Consider the following 16,107-nt stretch of genomic DNA (forward strand, 5'->3'; position numbering starts at 1 on the left):
CGCGACGCCGGGCGGCCGCACGCGCCGGTGTGGCTGCTGTCGCAGTTCTGGCTGGTCGACAGCGAGGGGCGCCAGTGGCACGTGGCCCTGCGCTGCCAATCCACCGGGGAGCCGCAACCGCGGCTGGTGCCGCTGACGCTCGCTCCCGCATGAGCCGCACGGCCGCCCGAAGGCTCATAGCACCGCAGCCGCAGGCGGAGGACTCCCCATGACGATCCAGACCGACGATTTCGGCTTGCCGCCGACGCAACGCGTGGTGTCCGCCGCGCCCGCCTCGCCCAACGAGGAGGCCATCGAGCGCGCCCTGCGGCCCAAGCTGCTGGCCGACTACGTGGGGCAAGCCAAGATCCGCGAGCAGCTCGAGATCTTCATCGGCGCGGCCAAGAAGCGCGGCGAGGCGCTGGACCACGTGCTGCTGTTCGGCCCCCCGGGGCTGGGCAAGACCACGCTGTCGCACATCCTGGCCAACGAACTGGGCGTCAACCTGCGCCAGACCTCCGGCCCGGTGCTTGAAAAGCCCAAGGACCTGGCTGCGCTGCTCACCAACCTCGAGAAGAACGACGTTTTGTTCATCGACGAGATCCACCGGCTCTCGCCCGTGGTCGAGGAGATCCTCTACCCGGCGCTGGAGGACTACCAGATCGACATCATGATCGGTGAGGGCCCGGCGGCGCGCTCGATCAAGCTGGACCTGCAGCCGTTCACGCTGGTGGGCGCCACCACGCGCGCCGGCATGCTGACCAACCCGCTGCGCGACCGCTTCGGCATCGTCGCGCGGCTGGAGTTCTACACGGCCGAGGAGCTCACCAAGATCGAGCACCGCAGCGCCGGCCTGCACAAGGCGCCGATCGGCCCGGATGGTGCGGCGGAGATCGCCCGCCGCTCGCGCGGCACGCCCCGCATCGCCAACCGGCTGATGCGCCGGGTGCGCGACTACGCCGACGTCAAGGGCACCGGCCGGATCGACATGGACATCGCGCAACGGGCGCTGGCCATGCTGGACGTCGATCCGCTGGGCCTGGACGTGATGGACCGCAAGCTGCTGGAGGCGGTGATCCACCGCTTCGACGGCGGCCCGGTGGGCCTGGACAACGTGGCGGCCTCGATCGGCGAGGAGCGCGACACCATCGAGGACGTGATCGAGCCTTACCTGATCCAGCAAGGCTACCTGCAGCGCACGCCGCGCGGGCGCATCGCGACGATGGCGGCGTACCGGCACCTGGGTGTCGTGCCGCCGAGCAGTGCGGGCGAGCTGTTCAGCGGGTGATGGGGGCGGGCGGGGCGGCGAAGCCCTGGGTCGGCGCTTTCGCGGCATGGCCAGGCGGTTGATGGCCGCAGCCGATTCGCCTGCGCCGCCGCCCTGGCGCAACAGGGACGTCGCAGACGTGCGCCACCAGGAAGCTGGCCAGCCGGGCGATGAAGAAGCCGCCGAAGAGCAGGAATACGTCGCCCAGCAGCGAGAACGCCAGGGCCGCCACCAGGGGCGAGCCCAAGGCTGGCGACAAGCGCAGCGCACCCCAGCGCCGCACCGCGAAAGCAATCAGCAACGCCGGCGGCTTGAACACCGCAGAGACGCCATCCACCCCGGTCGCCGAGCCGGCAGTCGCAGCCCGGCGGCTTGATCCAGACCCGGTCGGCCCAGGAGCGCGCGTGCCGGCTGTCCTCGAGCAGCGACCAGTACACCTCGCCGTTGGATCACAGCAGGCCCCAGCTGTTCAGCGGTGAACGCGAGCCGTGGACACAGGGCGCGCCGTCCTCGCGGAAGCTGCCAAAGACGCGGTTCCACGCGATCAGCACGCCACCGTAGTTGCGGTCCAGGGACTCGTCGTCGACGGCGTGGTGCACCCGGTGGTTCGAGGGCGAACAGAACCAGCGGTCGGACCAGTCCAGCTTGCCCACGTGCCCGGTGTGCACCCAGAACTGGTTCGGCAGGTCGATCGACGCGACGACGCCGAACACCAGCGGCGGCAAGCCGGCCACGGCCATCGGCAGGTAGAACATCCATCCGAGCCCCAGGCATATTCCGCCGCGATCAGCAGCAGGAAGACCGGCGTGGCGAGAACGCTGACCTGGCCGGCGTCATGCAGCCCCCACGCTCCGGCATGCCGGGCGACCCCCCGGCGGCTCGCTTGCTTGAAGCGTTTCGGCGCGGCGCTCGGTTCCATGCCCGGATCGTCCAACGGCTCAGGTCAAGGCGCCTCTGGCATCAACCCGGATGATCTTTTCGACTTTTCCGTGCTCCAGTCCCCCGCCCACGCCGATCATGAATCCGTGCAGGTTGACGGTGGGGTCGCAGTGGCCGGGGATCAGCCAGACCACGTCGTCCAGCGCCGGCACCCGTTGGTTGTCGCCGGCCGGCCGCAGGATGCCGTGCTCGTCGCCGCCATTGAAGTACTCCAGGGCGCCGGTGGCCGGCAGCTCCAGCACCCTGGGCAAGCCGGAATCGATCGCGTGGCTCTTGTGGCCGGCATCGCACACCGCATGCCGCACGCCGCAGCTCATGACCTGCGACTTGATGAACAGGGCGTGCTCGAACTGGGGCTGGGCCGGGTCGCGCTCGTTGGCCGCGTAGTCGGCGTCCATGAACAGGAAGGAGCCGGCCTGCAACTCGCCGAAGACGCCGCTGGCCGCCTCGCAGACCAAGCTGCCGGTGCCGGCGCCGGTCACCAGGTTCACCGGCACGCCCTCGGCTTCGATCAGCTTGCGGGTGAACAGCACGTCCTGCACCACGATGCCCACCGCGTCGTGCCGCTCCTGGGCCGTGCGCAGGTGCTGCGCCTTGCCGTTGTAGGCTTGCAGGCCGGCAAAGCGCAGCGCGGGATGGCGGCGGATCTCGTGCGCCAGCTGGACACCAGCGCGGCCCGGCGTCACGCCGCAGCGGCCGCCGCCGACGTCGACCTCGACGAACACGTCGATCACGGCGCCAGCGCCGCCGCGGCGCCGCTCGTTCATCGCGTCGGCCAGCCGCCGCACGCCTTCCAGGCTGTCCACCGCGATGGCGAGCTGGCCGTTTTCGGCGGCCACGGCATGGGCGAGGTCGGCCACCCGCGCCAGCTTGGCCGGCGCCGTCACCTCGTTGCTGATGTAGACGTTGTGCACGCCGCCGGCCACCATGGCCTCGGCTTCGGACGTCTTCTGCACGCAGACGCCGACGGCGCCGGCCTGGATCTGCAGCCTGGCGATGGCCGAGCTCTTGTGCATCTTGGCGTGCGGCCGCCAACGGATGTTGTGCTTGCGGGCGAACTCCGCCATGCGGCCCAGGTTGCGCTGGATGGCGTCCAGGTCGACCACCAGGGCGGGCGTGTCGATGTCGGCGACGGGCCTGCCCACCAGCCGGCGCAAGGCGTCAGAAAGCGGTGTCTTCGTCGGATGCTGCATGGTCGAGGTGTTGCGTGTCGGACCAGCCGACCAGCGTGAACCCCTGCGGCGTCCACAGCAGGCGGTTGATGGCGCCGTTGGGCAGCTGCCAGGTGCGGGGCGAGTTCACTTCCTGGCCGGTGGCGATGCGGTAGAGCGCGTCGAGCACGCCGCCGTGGGCCACCACGGCGATCTGGTTGCCAGGATGGCGGCCGGCCAGGTCGCTCATGGTGCGGGTGACGCGCTCGCGCAGCTGCAGCAGCGACTCGCCGCCTGCGGGCGGCTCCCAGTCGGGGATGCGCTTGCGCCAGTTGTGGGCCTGGTCGGGCCAGGTCTGGTGGATTTCGTCGAAGGTCTTGCCCTCGAACATGCCGAAGCGGCGCTCGCGCAGGCCGGGGTGCGCCACCACGGGGATGCCGGCCACGTCACCGATGGCGCGCGCCGTCTCGTGCGCGCGACCGAGATCACTGGTGTAGACGGCCGTGAGCGGCTCGGCGGCCAGGGCCTGGCCAACGCGCCGCGCCTGCCACCGGCCCGTGTCGTTCAACTGGATGTCGAGCTGGCCCTGGATCCGCGCATCGACGTTCCAGGCCGTCTCGCCATGCCGGACGGCGATGATGCGGGTGACTTCCATGTCACCCATTGTAGGGAACCACGTGAAAGTCGCTGGCGCGATTTTCACGTGGTTGGCCAGTGGGGAGAGCACCGGCAAGCCAGCCTCTCCAGAGGGCAACCGGGCCGCGATGCGCTGGCCGGTCCAAGGCAACCGGCAGTAACGCTAGGTTCCCGGCGCCGCCGCGCCCACGTGGATGTCGACCCGGCGCGGCCCGCCGGGCGGATTGGGAAATCCTTGCAGCGCGGCCTCGAACATGGCCGGGATCACGGCCATGTTGTCGAGCCAGGGCCCGGAGTTGGTGGCGCGGGTTTCGTAGACCACCTGGTTGCTGGCCAGGTCGCGCACCACCACGCCCACCTCGCGCTGGAACCACGGGCTTTCCATGCGTCCGAACGGCATGCCAAAGCCGATGCCGATCCCGCGGCCGCCCAAGCCCATGCCCCAGCCGCCGCCCCAGGCGTCCCACGGGTCGGCATACGGGGACAGCATGCGCGAGGTGCGGGCCGTCACCTGCACCCCGAACCGCGGCGCGGCGTCGTCGCGGCGCAAGCCGGCCCGGTACAGGGCCGGGTCGGCCAGCGCTTCCAGCGCGCTTTGCGCCGGGTCGGCCTGCTGCGACGGCAATCGCTCGAAGCGGTAAGTCGGCGAGGCCGGCGGCGCCGTCAGGTGCGAGAAGGTCTGGACCTGGTTGTCCAGCAGAAAGCCGGTGGCGCAGCCCGACAGGGCCAGCGCCGCCAACGCCCAGGCGAAAAAACGAACTGCACGCCGCATGGGCACCTCCCGGTTGCGAGGCGCGGCCTGCGCCTCAGAGCTTGATCACCTGCAAGGCGGGCAGCAGCCCCGGCGCCGGAAAGTCTTCGTGGTCGAAGGCCTTGTCGCCGTCGTCGCTGGCCACCCCCGTGGCGGTGAGACCCTTGAAATCATGCAGCGTTCCGTCCGCCAGGTGGGACGGCACCACGTTCTGCATCGCGTGCAGCATGTTGTCGAGCCGGCCGGGAAACTTGCGCTCCCATTCCTTGAGCATCAGGCCCACCTGCTTGCGCTGCAGGTTTTCCTGGCTGCCGCACAGGGTGCAGGGAATGATGGGAAATTCGCGCACCTCGGCCCAGCGCACCAGGTCCTTTTCCGCCACATAGGCCAGCGGCCGGATCACCATGTGCTTGCCGTCGTCGCTGACCAGCTTGGGCGGCATGCCCTTGAGCTTGCCGCCGAAGAACATGTTCAAAAACAGCGTCGCCAGCATGTCGTCTCGGTGGTGGCCCAGGGCGATCTTGGTGGCGCCCAGCTCGTCGGCCACGCGGTACAGGATGCCGCGCCGCAGCCGGCTGCACAGGCTGCACATGGTCTTGCCGGCGGGGATCTTGTCCTTGACGATCGAGTAGGTGTCCTGCTCCTCGATGTGAAACGGCACCCCCAGCGCCTTCAGGTACTCCGGCAGGATGTGTTCCGGAAAACCGGGCTGCTTCTGGTCGAGGTTGACGGCCACCAGCTGGAAGTCCACCGGTGCCCGTTGCCGCATTTTGAGCAGGATGTCGAGCATGGCGTAGCTATCCTTGCCGCCCGAGAGACAGACCATGATCTTGTCGCCCTCCTCGACCATGTTGTAGTCGCCAATGGCTTGACCCACCAGGCGGCACAGGCGCTTTTCGAGCTTGTGGTTCTCCCGCTCGATCTTGCGCTCCGCGGTGGCGGGCAGGAAAGACGGTTCTTGTTCGGTCCAGACGGCGCTCATCCGGCCATTTTCGCACTCCACGCCGCCCTGGCGCCGCCACGGCACGGTAGAGTCCTTCGAACCCCGCCATTGGAGAGCCCGTTTGAACGACACCTTCCTGTGGATCCTGAGCACGGCCCTGGTCCTGCTCGGCCTCGCCGGCATCGTGCTGCCGGCCTTGCCGGGCACCATCCTCGTGCTCGCCGGCATCGTGCTGGGCGCCTGGATCGACGACTTCACGCGGGTCGGCTGGGTGGCGGTCGCCGCCGTCGCCATCCTGGCCGTGCTGGCCTGGGCGATGGACTATGTCGCCGCGCTGCTGGGGGCCAGGCGCGCCGGCGCCAGCCGGCAGGCGTTGATCGGCGCAGCGCTCGGCACCGTGGCCGGCATCTTCATGGGGCTGGTCGGCGTGCTGTTCATGCCGCTGGTGGGCGCCGCCATCGGGGAATACATGGCCAGGCGCAACCAGCAGCAGGCGTTGCGGGTGGGCATCGCCACCTGGCTGGGGCTGCTGGCCGGCATGCTGGCCAAGTTCGTGCTGGCCTTCATGATGATCGGCATCTACATCGCGGCGCTGCTGTTGTGAGGCCCGCCATGCACCTGGTCCAGATCCTCCTGCCGCTGCGGGACAACGCCGGCGATCCGCTGCCGCACGCGCTGTTCGCCGCGGTGCGACAGGAACTGGTGGAGCGCTTCGGCGGCATGACGGCGTACACGCGGGCGCCGGCCAGCGGCGTCTGGGATGACGGCGGCGATGTCGAGCGCGACGACATCGTGGTCTACGAAGTCATGGCCGATGCGCTGGACCGCGGCTGGTGGGCGGGCTATCGCGCGGGGCTGGAGCAGCGCTTCGCGCAGGAGGACATCGTGGTGCGGGCGCAGGCGATCGAGCGGCTCTGATCCGCGCCGCTCAGGAGCTTGGCATCGCCGGCTCGGCCCACGATCCGGTCGGCCGGCGCAATGACAACAGCCAGGCCCTCACCAGCGCCCCGTCTCCACCCGGATCGCCACTTCGCAATCGTCGAAGATCTCCAGCTTGGCGATCCGCACCCGCACGCCGATCACGCCCGGCAGCTGCATCAACCGGTGCGCGACCTTGCCGATCAGCGTTTCCAGCAGGTTCACGTGCACCGCGGTGCATTCGTCGATGATGATGCGGCGCACCTTGCGGTAGTCCAGCACGTGATGGATTTCATCGTCGCTGGGCAGCAGCGGCTGCGCGCCCAGGTGCAGCTCGGCGTCGACCCGGATCGGTTGCGGCGCCGTCTTTTCGTGCTCCAGGATGCCCAGGTTGGCGGCGAAGCGCAGCCCTTCGAGGGTGAGGATCTGGGTTCCGGTCTGGTTCATCACATCAGCGAAAAATCGCGGTCGAATTTCATCAGGTGCTGGCCGCCGTCGACCAGCAAGGTGGTGCCGGTGAGCGACTGGTTCTCCAGCGCGAACCGCACGGTGGCGGCCACGTCCTGCGGCGTGGACGAGCGCCCGAGCGGCGACAGCTTGTGCAGCTGCTCGAACTTTTCCTGCGACAACATGTGGCTGGTGAGCGTCAGGCCCGGCGCCACGCCTACCACCCGCAGCTGCGGCGCCAGCGCCTGGGCCAGCATGGTGGTGGCCGCTTCCAGCGCCGCCTTCGACAGCGTGTAGCTCAGGAAGTCGGGGTTCGGGTTCCACAGCTTCTGGTCCAGCAGGTTGACCACCGCGCCGGCGCCAGCGCGAGCCTTCAGGTGGGCGTGCAGTGCCTGCGCCAGCACGATGGGCGCTGCGGTGTTGGCCGCCAGGTGCGCGGCCAAAGCAGCATAGGAGAAGCTGGCGACGCTGTCGTGCGCGAACACCGAGGCGTTGTTGACGACCGCGTCGACGCCGCCGAAGTGCGCGGCCACGGCCGGCAGCAGGGCGCGGGTTGCCGCTTCGTCGGCAAGGTCCGCCGCAAAGGCGTGGGCTGGCGCATGGCGCGCGCAGTCCGCCGCCGTCTGCTGCGCCTCGGCCGCTGATCCGCGGTAGTGCACCGCCACCTGCCAGCCCGCCGCGGCCAGCTCCAGCGCAATCGCGCGCCCGAGCCGGCGGGCGGCGCCGGTGACCAGCACGGTGCGGGGAAGGGGTGCGCTCATTCGGGGGACCATCGGCCGGTGAAGAATGATGCTTCGAGTGTAACGAGCGCGCTGCAAAAGCTGCTGGCGCAACAGGTGGAGCGCGCCGGCGGCTGGCTGCCGTTCGATCGCTGGATGGCCGCGGCCCTGTACGCGCCCGGCCTGGGCTACTACGCCAACGCCTCGCGCAAGTTCGGCGCCATGCCGCAATCGGGCAGCGATTTCGTGACGGCGCCGGAGATGACGCCGCTGTTCGGCCGGGCGCTGGCCGCGCAGGTCGAGGAAGCGCTGCGGCAGACCGCAACCGACCAAGTGTGGGAATTCGGCGCCGGCTCCGGCGCGCTGGCCGCGCAGTTGCTCTCGGCGCTGGGCCAGCAGGTCCAGCGCTACACGATCGTCGAACTCTCGGCCAGCTTGCGGCAGCGGCAGCAGCAAGCGCTGGCCGCCTGGGGCGGCCGGGTGCAGTGGGTCAGCGAATTGCCCGAGCGCATCGAAGGCGTGATCGTCGGCAACGAGGTGCTCGACGCCATGCCCGTCAAGCTGCTGGCGCGCAAGGACGGCGCCTGGCACGAGCGCGGCGTGGCCTTGCGCAGGCCCGACCGCTGCCCGCTGGCACCGGACCAGCCGCCCTCGCCATTCACGTGGGACGACCGGCCTACCGAATTGCGGCCGCCCGTGCAGGTCGTCGGCGAGCACGACTACCTGACCGAGATCCACCCGCAGGCCGAGGCCTTCGTGCGCACGCTGGCCGACCGGTTGGCGGTGGGCGCCGCCTTTTTCCTCGACTACGGTTTCCCCGAAGGCGAGTACTACCACCCGCAACGCCACATGGGCACGGTGATGTGCCACCGCGCCCACCTGGTCGACCCGGACCCGCTGGACGCGGCGGGCGAAAAGGACATCACCGCACACGTCAACTTCACCGGGATCGCGCTGGCGGCGCAGGAGTCGGGGCTGGAAACGCTGGGCTACGCCTCGCAGGGGCGCTTTCTCATCAACTGCGGGCTGGTGCAGCGCCTGGAACATGCCGGCCTGGCCGAGCGCAGCGCGGCGCAGCGGCTGATTGCCGAGCACGAGATGGGCGAGCTGTTCAAGGTGATCGCCTTCCACCGCGGCCGGTTCTGGGATGCACTCGGTTTCCGCACGGGCGACCGCACCCACACACTGTAGAAAACCGGCAAACTCATGATTCGATGGATCATCGTCATCTTCCTTGCACTGATCCTGATCAGCTGGTTTTCGCCGCTGCTGCAGAAGCTCGGTCTGGGGCGCCTGCCGGGCGACTTGCGCTTCAAGCTGTTCGGGCGCGAGTTCTTCCTGCCGTTCACGACCACCATCCTGCTGAGCCTGCTGGCAGCCGGCATCGCCAAGTTCCTCTGAAGCCATGAAAGCCTGCATCGACATCGGCGGCACCAAGGTCGCGGTCAGCCTGAACGCCGGCTCCGGCCTGGAGCTGCTGGCCAAGCGCAGCGAGCCCACCGCCAAGACCGGCAGCAACGACGCGCTCGCGGTGCAGGTGATCCGCATGGTGGACCAAGCCTGCGCCGAAGCTGGCGTGGCGCCGCACACCGTGCAGCGGGCCGGCGTGTCCTCGGCCGGGCCGTTCGTGCTGTGCGCCGGCATGGTGGAGCTGGCCTCGCCCAACATCTGCGGCGGGCTGGCCGGACCGGCGCGCGGCCTGCCGAACGAGTGGATGGTCGCTCTGCTGGAGGCGCCGCTGCGCCAGCGCTTCGCCGCGGTGCGCGTGGAGAACGACTGCATCGGCGCGCTGGAGGCCGAGCGCCGCTGGGGCGCGCTGCAAGGCGTTGACAACTGCGCCTATGTCACCTGGAGCACAGGCGTCGGCATGGGCTTGTGCGTCGACGGCCGGGTGCTGCGCGGCAAGAACGGCAATGCCGGCCACGGCGGCCACATGTTCGTCAGCGACAACGACGATGCGCTGTGCGGCTGCGGCAATGTCGGCGACCTGGAGGCGCTGGTGGCGGGCAACGCCGTCGAGCGCCGCTTCGGCGCCGACGCGGCCATGCTGCTGCAACAGGCGCGGGCCGGCACTGCAGCGGCCACCCGGACAGTCGACGAGCTGTGCCGCGTGATGGGCCGCGCGCTCTACAACATCACGGTGGTGCTGGACCTGCAGCGCATCAGCCTGGGCGGAAGCGTCTTCACCAACAACAAGGACTTCCTGTTGCCGCGGCTGCAGGCGCAGCTGGCCGGCAAGTTGCCGGCGCTGACAGCCGGCTGCGAGCTGGTGCCGGCGGGACTGGGCGACAAGGTGGGCGACTACGCCGCCCTGGCGTTGCTGGAGTAGGCGCGGCTCAGGCGGCGAGCAGTTGCGCCACTGCCGCGACCCGGGCGCGGTGGATCTCTTCGCCGATCTTGTCGCCTTGCAAGCCGCGGGCAGCGGCATCGGCGGCAACCGCCGCAGTGCTCACCTGGCGCGCCGCGGCGAGCGTCGCGCGCAGCCGCTTGCGCTGCGGATAAGGCCGCTCCTGCAGCCCGAGCCGGCCACGGGCGTCGCACTCGCAGGCCAGCAGCACCTGGTCAAAGCGCTCCGGCTTGCGAAATGCGTCGCAGCGCTCCAGCAGCCGCACCAGCGCGCCGGCGCCGGCCTCGCCGCTGCGGTGGATGTTTCCGTGCTCGCGCGCCACCACGTCGGCCAGCTCGCGGCAGTCGTTGGGCACCCGCAGGCGGTTGCAGACCGTCTGCAACAGCCTGGCGCTGCGCTGCTCGTGGCCGATGTGCCTGGGCAGCACCTCGGGCGGCGTGGTGCCCTTGCCCAGGTCGTGCCCCAGGCAGGCAAAGCGCACCGCCAGCGATGCCTGCAGCCGCGCGCTCATGTCCAGCACCAGCATCAGGTGCACGCCGGTGTCCACTTCGGGGTGGTACTCGGCGCGCTGGGGCACGCCCCACAGCCGGTCCACCTCCGGCAGGATGCGCGCCAGCGCGCCGCAGCCGCGCAGCACCTGGAACATGCGCGAAGGACGCTGCTCCATCAGGCCGCGCGCCAGTTCCTGCCAGACGCGCTCGGGCACCAGGTGGTCGGCCTCGCCCTGGGCCACCATCGCGCGCATCAAGTCCAGTGTTTCCGCCGCGACCTCGAAGTCGGCGAAGCGGGCGGCGAAGCGTGCCACCCGCAGGATGCGCACCGGGTCTTCGCGGAAGGCCTGGGTCACGTGCCGCAGCACCTTGGCCTTCAGGTCGGCCTGGCCGCCGTATGGGTCGACCAGCCGGCCGTCCGTGGCCTGGGCGATGGCGTTGATGGTGAGGTCGCGCCGCCCCAGGTCTTCTTCCAGCGTGACGGTGGGCTCGGCATGGACGACGAAGCCGCGATAGCCGGGCGCGGTCTTGCGCTCGGTGCGGGCCAGCGCGTGCTCCTCGCGGGTCTGCGGATGCAGGAACACCGGGAAGTCCTTGCCGACCGGCAGGTAGCCGGCGCCGATCATCGCTTCCGGCGTGGCGCCGACCACGACCCAGTCGTGGTCGTGCACGGGCCGCCCCAGCAGCGCATCGCGCACCGCGCCACCGACCATGTAGGTTTGCATGGCGGCAGTTTACCGAGGCGCCAGGCACCAGAGACCAGGAAAGGGAGTCAGTGAATGCACCCCAGCTCCTAGCCTCTGGAAGTCCGATACGGCTCGTCGAACGCCACGAACGCCCGTTCCGCCAGCGCCTCCTCGGTCCAGGCCTGCACCGAGGGCAACGCGCAGACGCGCCGGATGTAGTCGGTGATATGGCCGGGCACCGGCAGCTCGTAGTTTTTGATCCGCATGCAGACCGGCGCGAAGTAGGCGTCCGCAATGCTGAACTCGCCGAACAGCAGCGGCCCCTGGTGTTCCTCCAGCAGGCCGGTCCACAGGCCGATGATGCGTTGCACGTCGCTGCGCACCTGCGGGTGGTCGCGCCAGGCCAGCGCGCCGGCCTGCGCCAGCGAAGCCTCGATGTTCATCGGGCAGTGGCTGCGCAGGGCGCCGAAGCCGGCATGCATTTCGGCGCACACACTGCGGGCGCGCGCCCTGGCCCTGGCGTCGCGCGGCCACAGGTGGTGCTCGGGGAAGGTCTCGGCCAGGTACTCGGCGATGGCCAGCGTGTCCCAGATCGCCAGCCCGTCGTCCACCAGCACCGGCACCTGGCCGGCCGGGTTGAGCTGCAGCACGACGCGCTTGAACGGCGAGTCGTCGTCCATGGCGTCGAAGCGCACCATCTCCTCCCGGAACGGGATGCCGGCCTGTTTCATCAGGACCCACGGCCGCATGGACCAGGACGAGTAGTTCTTGTTGGCGATGTAGAGGGTGCGCATGGCCGTTTCCTGATGGGATGGCGGCGATGCTAGCCGGCCGGCCACCGCGATCGATGCAAAAACCGGCCGTGATTGATGTTCAGGACTCGGGCGACTGCGCGTTCTTGCGCAGCCCGAGCCGCCGGAACGGCCTTTCCAGCGCCAGGATGGCCAGCACCAGCAGGGTGCTGATCACGGCGGTGGTTTCGCGCCCGAGCCCGCACGCCATGCCGATCGCTGCCGTCATCCAGATGCCGGCGGCGGTGGTGAGGCCGCGCACGTGTTCCTCCGAGGGCAGCTTCAGGATGGTCCCGGCGCACAGAAATCCGATGCCGGCCAGCAGGCCTTGCAGCACCCGGCTGACGCCCTCTTCGTCCATTCCGGTCTGCAGCGGCACCAGCACGAACAGCGCCGAGCCGGCGGCCACCAGCATGTGGGTGCGGATGCCGGCCTCCTTGCCTTGCCGCTCGCGCTGCAGCCCCAGCATGCCGCCCAGCAGGGCAGCCAGCACCAGCCGCAGCACCAGCCGCGTCAACTGCTCGAGGTCACCGATGTCCGAGAACTCGGAGGCGATCGTCGCCGTGATCGTGTCCCATGCGCTCATCGGCTAGGGCAGGTCGCGGTTCGGTTCCGCAGCGGCGCCTTCGCGCGGCCCCACCGTGCCCAGCCGCGCTTTCAGCGATTGCGGCTCGCCGGTCAGCATGGCGGCATAGACCGTGGTGTTGGCCAGCACTTTCTTGACGTAGTCGCGGGTCTCGGTAAAGGGCACGTTCTCGGCCCAGGCCGCCGCCTCCAGCACCGGGCCGTTGCGCCAGGCGCGCGGCCGGCCCGGGCCGGCGTTGTAGGCGGCGGCGGCCATCGGCATCGAGCCGGCGAAGTCGTCCAGCACCAGCTTGAGGTAGCCGGTGCCGATGGCGATGTTGGTGTCGCGGTCGTTCAGCTGCTCGATGGTGAAGCCGGTCATGCCGATCTTCCTGGCGGTCCAGCGCGCGGTCGCCGGCATCACCTGCATCAGGCCGGAGGCGCCCACGTGCGAGCGGGCATCCATGATGAAGCGGCTTTCCTGGCGGATCAGGCCGTAGACGTAGGCCGGGTCCAGGCTGATCTCGCGCGCGCGCCGCACCACCGCGTCGCGAAACGGTGTCGGGTAGCGCTGCTCGAAGTCGAACTCCGCCTTGGTGCGCTCGCTGGTGTTGATGCAGCGGTCCCAGATCTCGCGCTCGCAGGCCACTTGCGCGGCGGCCAGCAGCTCGCGGTCGGTCATGCCACCACTCTGGTGCAGGTTGGTGGTGTCGTTCCACTCGCGCACGCCCTCGGAGCGCAGGCCGATGCGGATCGCGTGGACCGCGCGCACCAGCCCCGGGTTGGCGGCGGCGGCTTGCTTTTCGGCCCCGGTCACCGGCGCGGGCTGGGGCGGCGCCGTGATCTTGTGGCCCAGTTCCTCCAGCGCCAGCTGCTCGTAGAAGCCACCCGGCGAGGCGATGCCCTGCAGCAGCTTTTGCGCCTCGGCGCGTTGCTGGTCGCCCGGCCGCAGCGCCAGCAGCGCACGCGCCTTCCAGTACACCCAGGTCGGGTCGTCGCGACCTTCGTCGCTCATGGCGTTGACGGCCTGCAGCACGGTCTTCCAGTCGGTGCCGCGGCTGGCCCGCAGCGCGGCGCGCACTTTCCAGCCCAGCAGCTCGTCGCTCAGGAAGGCGTCGCGGCCGACCTTGGCGAAGTAGCCGTGCGCCTGCGGCGACAGTTTCTGCGCCGCCTGGCGGCCGATCACGCCCCAGATCCAGTCGCGCTCTTCCGGGCTCATCTGCGCGCCCCATTTGGCGTCGAGCATGGAGGCGGCCTGTTCCTGGTCGCTGGTCGCCAGCTTGATCAGCGCCAGGCCGATGATCTCGCGGCGGGCGCGGGAAGCGGCCACCACCTTGGATTGCAGGAACCTGGCCGGGCTGGCGTTCAGCTCCGCCAGCAGCGGCAGCGACTCGGGATGCACGATTTCCACGGCCGCAGCGGCGGCCTTCGGGCGGTTCGCCTCGATGGACTGGCGGGCCTTGCGCCAGGCGTCGGCCTGCGTCATGCGCTGGCGGCCAGGCTCGCCGATCAGGCGGCTGGCGGCAAAGGTGCAGCCGTCGTCGGCCTCGCGCTGGCCCAGCCAGTTGCGGCGCACTTCTTCGGCCAGTGCGGCCGGGGCGGAAACGCCTTCGCGTTCGTGCTGCAGGAACAGCGCGTAGCAGCGGACCTCGCGGTCGTCGTTCATCCGGTAGCGTGGGTACTCCTGGGCGAAGCTGCCCCAGTCGCGCCGCTGGCCCAGCAGCAGCAACCAGTCGTTGCGCAGGCGGTCCTCCTGGTAGCTGCCGGCGTAGCGGGCGAAGAACGCCTGCAGTTCGGCCGGCGCGGCGGTGTCCAGCCGGGCCCGCAGCTCCCAGTAGGCGGCCCAGGGCTCCAGCGGATGGCCCTGGGCGGCGGGCAGCAACTGGGCCAGCCGGGGCTTGTTGCCTTGCCGAAACGCCTGCTGCATCTGCAGCAGGACCTCGTCGGCGGGTTGCGCCTGGGCGCAGCCGGCCAACAGCACGGTGGCGATAGATGCCAGAATCGTTCTCAACTTCATCGGGAAATTATGGACAGGTCGGAAGAAAAAAGGGCCCTGCGCAAGCTTCTCATCGAGCAGCGCCTGAATATGCCCGACCGGCTGCACCGGGCGGAATTGCTGCAACGGGTGATGCGCATCTGGCTGGTGGGTCGCCCCGACACCGTGATCGGCGCCTATTGGCCGATCAAGGGCGAGTTCGACCCGCTGCCGGCGCTGCACCGCTGGAAAGAGGATGGCGAGCTGTGCGACGAGCCGCAGCCGCGCCGGATCGGGTTGCCGGTGGTGGACAAGCTTCGTCAGACGCTCAAGTTCCATGCATGGTTCCCCGGTTGCCCGATGGAAGAGGATGCCTTCGGCATTCCGAAGCCGAAAGACACCGAGGTGGTGACGCCCACGCTGCTGTTCGTGCCCTGCGTGGGGTATGCGCCGGGCGGTTTCCGGCTGGGCTACGGCGGCGGTTTCTACGACCGCACCCTGGCCGGGCTGCAGCCGCGGCCCCATACCGTGGGCCTGGGTTTCGCCCAGGGCTTCCTGCCCGATCATGAACCGCAAGCGCACGACGTGCCGCTGGATGCCTTGCTCAACGAGCTGGGCGTGGTGTGGCCGATCCAGCTGGGTGGTTAAGGCCCAGGGTCAATCCATGGAGTCGACGGTGTCCGGATCCGGCACCTCGCCGATGGTCTACCGCGTCACCCGGCTTTGCAGCGTCAGCCATTGCCAAAAGGCCTTGATCTCCGGCCGCCGGGCGCTGCGCGGGCCGACGATCATCCAGTACGCCATCGGCGAGTTCATCCGCAGTTTCGGCAACGGCTCGACCAGGTCGCCGTTGGCCAGGCTCTCGGCCACCAGCGGCAGCCGCGCCAGCACCACGCCCTGGCCGGCCAGCGCGGCCTGGACCATCTGGTAGGGGTAGTTGAAGTAGAGCCAGCGCTTTGGCTGCAACCTGGACAGCCCGTGCGCGTCGAACCAGCGCCGCCAGGTCAGCCACTCCAGGTGGGTCTGGTGGGCGTCGCCGGCCTCGATCAGCGTGAAATGCGCCATGTCGGCCGGCGTGGCCAGCGCGCGGCCGTCCTTGAGCAGCCAGGGGCTCACATGACCGCGCAACGGACCGCCGCCGAACTGCTGCAAGCCTCCCCTGCCACGGCCCTGCGGGGCCCCTGGAAGCTGGCCCGCGGCCGCGCGATCCCGCTGCGACCCACCAGCGACGGCATTCTGCGCATCGCCCACGGCCGGGTCTGGCTTACCGTCGAAGGGCCGCACGGGGTGAACCCGACGACTCGGGCGACCACGTGCTGAAACTGGGCCGCTCGACGTCGCTGCGGGCCGGCCAGGCCGTGGTGATGGAAGCCTGGAACCGCCACGGCCCTGCTATTTCAGCTGGGACCCGGTGTTCGCGCCGGCGGCGGCGGCGGCGGCCACGCGCCGTCCGCTGAATCTGGCCGGCGTGCTGCAACCGCTGGCCGACCTGCGGCTGGCCGG

Annotated in this window: 20 protein-coding genes and 1 pseudogene; 8 read left to right on the forward strand and 13 right to left on the reverse strand. The window is 69.8% G+C overall.

Annotated elements, in window-relative coordinates; translation table 11 throughout:
- The first annotated feature begins 208 nt into the window (after positions 1 to 208).
- Positions 209 to 1,267, forward strand: coding sequence for a Holliday junction branch migration DNA helicase RuvB (gene ruvB, locus JWP65_RS12450; protein ID WP_299764148.1), 1,059 nt, complete (start codon positions 209 to 211; stop codon positions 1,265 to 1,267).
- On the opposite strand, the gene JWP65_RS20160 is transcribed toward ruvB, so the two are convergent.
- The 6 genes from JWP65_RS20160 to ttcA all read right to left on the reverse strand — a co-directional run bounded on the left by JWP65_RS20160 (position 1,257) and on the right by ttcA (position 5,705).
- Complete coding sequence (locus JWP65_RS20160) at positions 1,257 to 1,565, reverse strand: lysoplasmalogenase family protein (RefSeq protein WP_367280506.1); 309 nt, start codon at positions 1,563 to 1,565, stop codon at positions 1,257 to 1,259. The genes ruvB and JWP65_RS20160 overlap by 11 nt on opposite strands.
- Positions 1,566 to 1,695: 130 nt before the next feature.
- Positions 1,696 to 2,001 (reverse strand): sterol desaturase family protein, encoded by a 306-nt coding sequence (locus JWP65_RS20165; RefSeq protein ID WP_367280507.1) that lies wholly within the window; start codon positions 1,999 to 2,001, stop codon positions 1,696 to 1,698.
- 183 nt (positions 2,002 to 2,184) lie between these two features.
- The gene (locus tag JWP65_RS12460; protein WP_299764150.1) at positions 2,185 to 3,378 is read right to left on the reverse strand and encodes a DSD1 family PLP-dependent enzyme; all 1,194 of its coding nucleotides are present in this window, start codon (positions 3,376 to 3,378) and stop codon (positions 2,185 to 2,187) included.
- Positions 3,347 to 3,991: a histidine phosphatase family protein gene (locus JWP65_RS12465; RefSeq protein WP_299764152.1), complete on the reverse strand. Its 645-nt coding sequence runs from the start codon at positions 3,989 to 3,991 to the stop codon at positions 3,347 to 3,349. The genes JWP65_RS12460 and JWP65_RS12465 overlap by 32 nt, the downstream gene beginning before the upstream one ends.
- A 144-nt stretch (positions 3,992 to 4,135) precedes the next feature.
- Entirely contained in the window at positions 4,136 to 4,744 is a 609-nt protein-coding gene (locus tag JWP65_RS12470) for a DUF4136 domain-containing protein (protein WP_299764154.1), read from the reverse strand.
- A gap of 34 nt (positions 4,745 to 4,778) precedes the next feature.
- Positions 4,779 to 5,705, reverse strand: a complete 927-nt coding sequence (gene ttcA / locus JWP65_RS12475) for a tRNA 2-thiocytidine(32) synthetase TtcA (protein WP_299764156.1) — start codon at positions 5,703 to 5,705, stop codon at positions 4,779 to 4,781.
- 82 nt (positions 5,706 to 5,787) lie between these two features.
- Here ttcA and JWP65_RS12480 point away from each other — a divergent pair, with 82 nt between their 5' ends.
- Positions 5,788 to 6,270 carry a DUF456 domain-containing protein gene (locus JWP65_RS12480; protein ID WP_299764158.1) on the forward strand — a complete coding sequence of 161 codons (483 nt, stop codon included), beginning with the start codon at positions 5,788 to 5,790 and terminating at the stop codon, positions 6,268 to 6,270.
- Between the two features lie 8 nt (positions 6,271 to 6,278).
- The gene (locus JWP65_RS12485; protein ID WP_299764160.1) at positions 6,279 to 6,584 is read left to right on the forward strand and encodes a hypothetical protein; all 306 of its coding nucleotides are present in this window, start codon (positions 6,279 to 6,281) and stop codon (positions 6,582 to 6,584) included.
- 78 nt (positions 6,585 to 6,662) lie between these two features.
- Here JWP65_RS12485 and JWP65_RS12490 read toward each other — a convergent pair whose 3' ends face one another.
- Both JWP65_RS12490 and JWP65_RS12495 read right to left on the reverse strand, forming a co-directional pair.
- Complete coding sequence (locus JWP65_RS12490; protein WP_299764162.1) at positions 6,663 to 7,031, reverse strand: dihydroneopterin aldolase; 369 nt, start codon at positions 7,029 to 7,031, stop codon at positions 6,663 to 6,665.
- Positions 7,031 to 7,792, reverse strand: coding sequence for an SDR family oxidoreductase (locus tag JWP65_RS12495; RefSeq protein ID WP_299764164.1), 762 nt, complete (start codon positions 7,790 to 7,792; stop codon positions 7,031 to 7,033). The genes JWP65_RS12490 and JWP65_RS12495 overlap by 1 nt, the downstream gene beginning before the upstream one ends.
- Positions 7,793 to 7,810: 18 nt before the next feature.
- Here JWP65_RS12495 and JWP65_RS12500 point away from each other — a divergent pair, with 18 nt between their 5' ends.
- Genes JWP65_RS12500 through JWP65_RS12510 form a run of 3 tightly spaced genes read left to right on the forward strand, consistent with a single transcriptional unit; the run spans position 7,811 to position 10,079 of the window.
- Entirely contained in the window at positions 7,811 to 8,941 is a 1,131-nt protein-coding gene (locus JWP65_RS12500) for an SAM-dependent methyltransferase (protein ID WP_299764166.1), read from the forward strand.
- A gap of 15 nt (positions 8,942 to 8,956) precedes the next feature.
- Complete coding sequence (locus tag JWP65_RS12505; RefSeq protein WP_299764169.1) at positions 8,957 to 9,151, forward strand: DUF2905 domain-containing protein; 195 nt, start codon at positions 8,957 to 8,959, stop codon at positions 9,149 to 9,151.
- 4 nt (positions 9,152 to 9,155) lie between these two features.
- Positions 9,156 to 10,079, forward strand: a complete 924-nt coding sequence (locus JWP65_RS12510; protein WP_299764171.1) for an ROK family protein — start codon at positions 9,156 to 9,158, stop codon at positions 10,077 to 10,079.
- 7 nt (positions 10,080 to 10,086) lie between these two features.
- Here JWP65_RS12510 and JWP65_RS12515 read toward each other — a convergent pair whose 3' ends face one another.
- The 4 genes from JWP65_RS12515 to JWP65_RS12530 form a co-directional block, all read right to left on the reverse strand.
- Positions 10,087 to 11,313: a multifunctional CCA addition/repair protein gene (locus JWP65_RS12515; RefSeq protein WP_299764172.1), complete on the reverse strand. Its 1,227-nt coding sequence runs from the start codon at positions 11,311 to 11,313 to the stop codon at positions 10,087 to 10,089.
- A gap of 68 nt (positions 11,314 to 11,381) precedes the next feature.
- Positions 11,382 to 12,068: a glutathione S-transferase family protein gene (locus JWP65_RS12520; RefSeq protein ID WP_299764174.1), complete on the reverse strand. Its 687-nt coding sequence runs from the start codon at positions 12,066 to 12,068 to the stop codon at positions 11,382 to 11,384.
- Positions 12,069 to 12,147: 79 nt separating this feature from the next.
- Complete coding sequence (locus JWP65_RS12525; RefSeq protein ID WP_299764176.1) at positions 12,148 to 12,651, reverse strand: MgtC/SapB family protein; 504 nt, start codon at positions 12,649 to 12,651, stop codon at positions 12,148 to 12,150.
- 3 nt (positions 12,652 to 12,654) lie between these two features.
- Positions 12,655 to 14,646: a lytic transglycosylase domain-containing protein gene (locus JWP65_RS12530; RefSeq protein WP_299764178.1), complete on the reverse strand. Its 1,992-nt coding sequence runs from the start codon at positions 14,644 to 14,646 to the stop codon at positions 12,655 to 12,657.
- Between the two features lie 9 nt (positions 14,647 to 14,655).
- Here JWP65_RS12530 and JWP65_RS12535 point away from each other — a divergent pair, with 9 nt between their 5' ends.
- On the forward strand, positions 14,656 to 15,252 hold the full coding sequence (locus JWP65_RS12535) for a 5-formyltetrahydrofolate cyclo-ligase (protein ID WP_299764180.1): 597 nt from the start codon (positions 14,656 to 14,658) through the stop codon (positions 15,250 to 15,252).
- A 57-nt stretch (positions 15,253 to 15,309) separates the two neighbouring features.
- Here JWP65_RS12535 and JWP65_RS12540 read toward each other — a convergent pair.
- Positions 15,310 to 15,717 (reverse strand): annotated as a pseudogene (locus JWP65_RS12540) (LysR substrate-binding domain-containing protein); the annotation flags it as partial.
- A gap of 3 nt (positions 15,718 to 15,720) precedes the next feature.
- On the opposite strand from JWP65_RS12540, the gene JWP65_RS12545 reads away from it, so the two are divergent.
- Positions 15,721 to 15,924 carry a DUF2917 domain-containing protein gene (locus JWP65_RS12545; protein WP_299764182.1) on the forward strand — a complete coding sequence of 68 codons (204 nt, stop codon included), beginning with the start codon at positions 15,721 to 15,723 and terminating at the stop codon, positions 15,922 to 15,924.
- The last annotated feature ends 183 nt before the right edge of the window (positions 15,925 to 16,107 follow it).

Source organism: Ramlibacter sp. (genome assembly GCF_028292805.1).
GTDB lineage: Bacteria > Pseudomonadota > Gammaproteobacteria > Burkholderiales > Burkholderiaceae_C > Ramlibacter.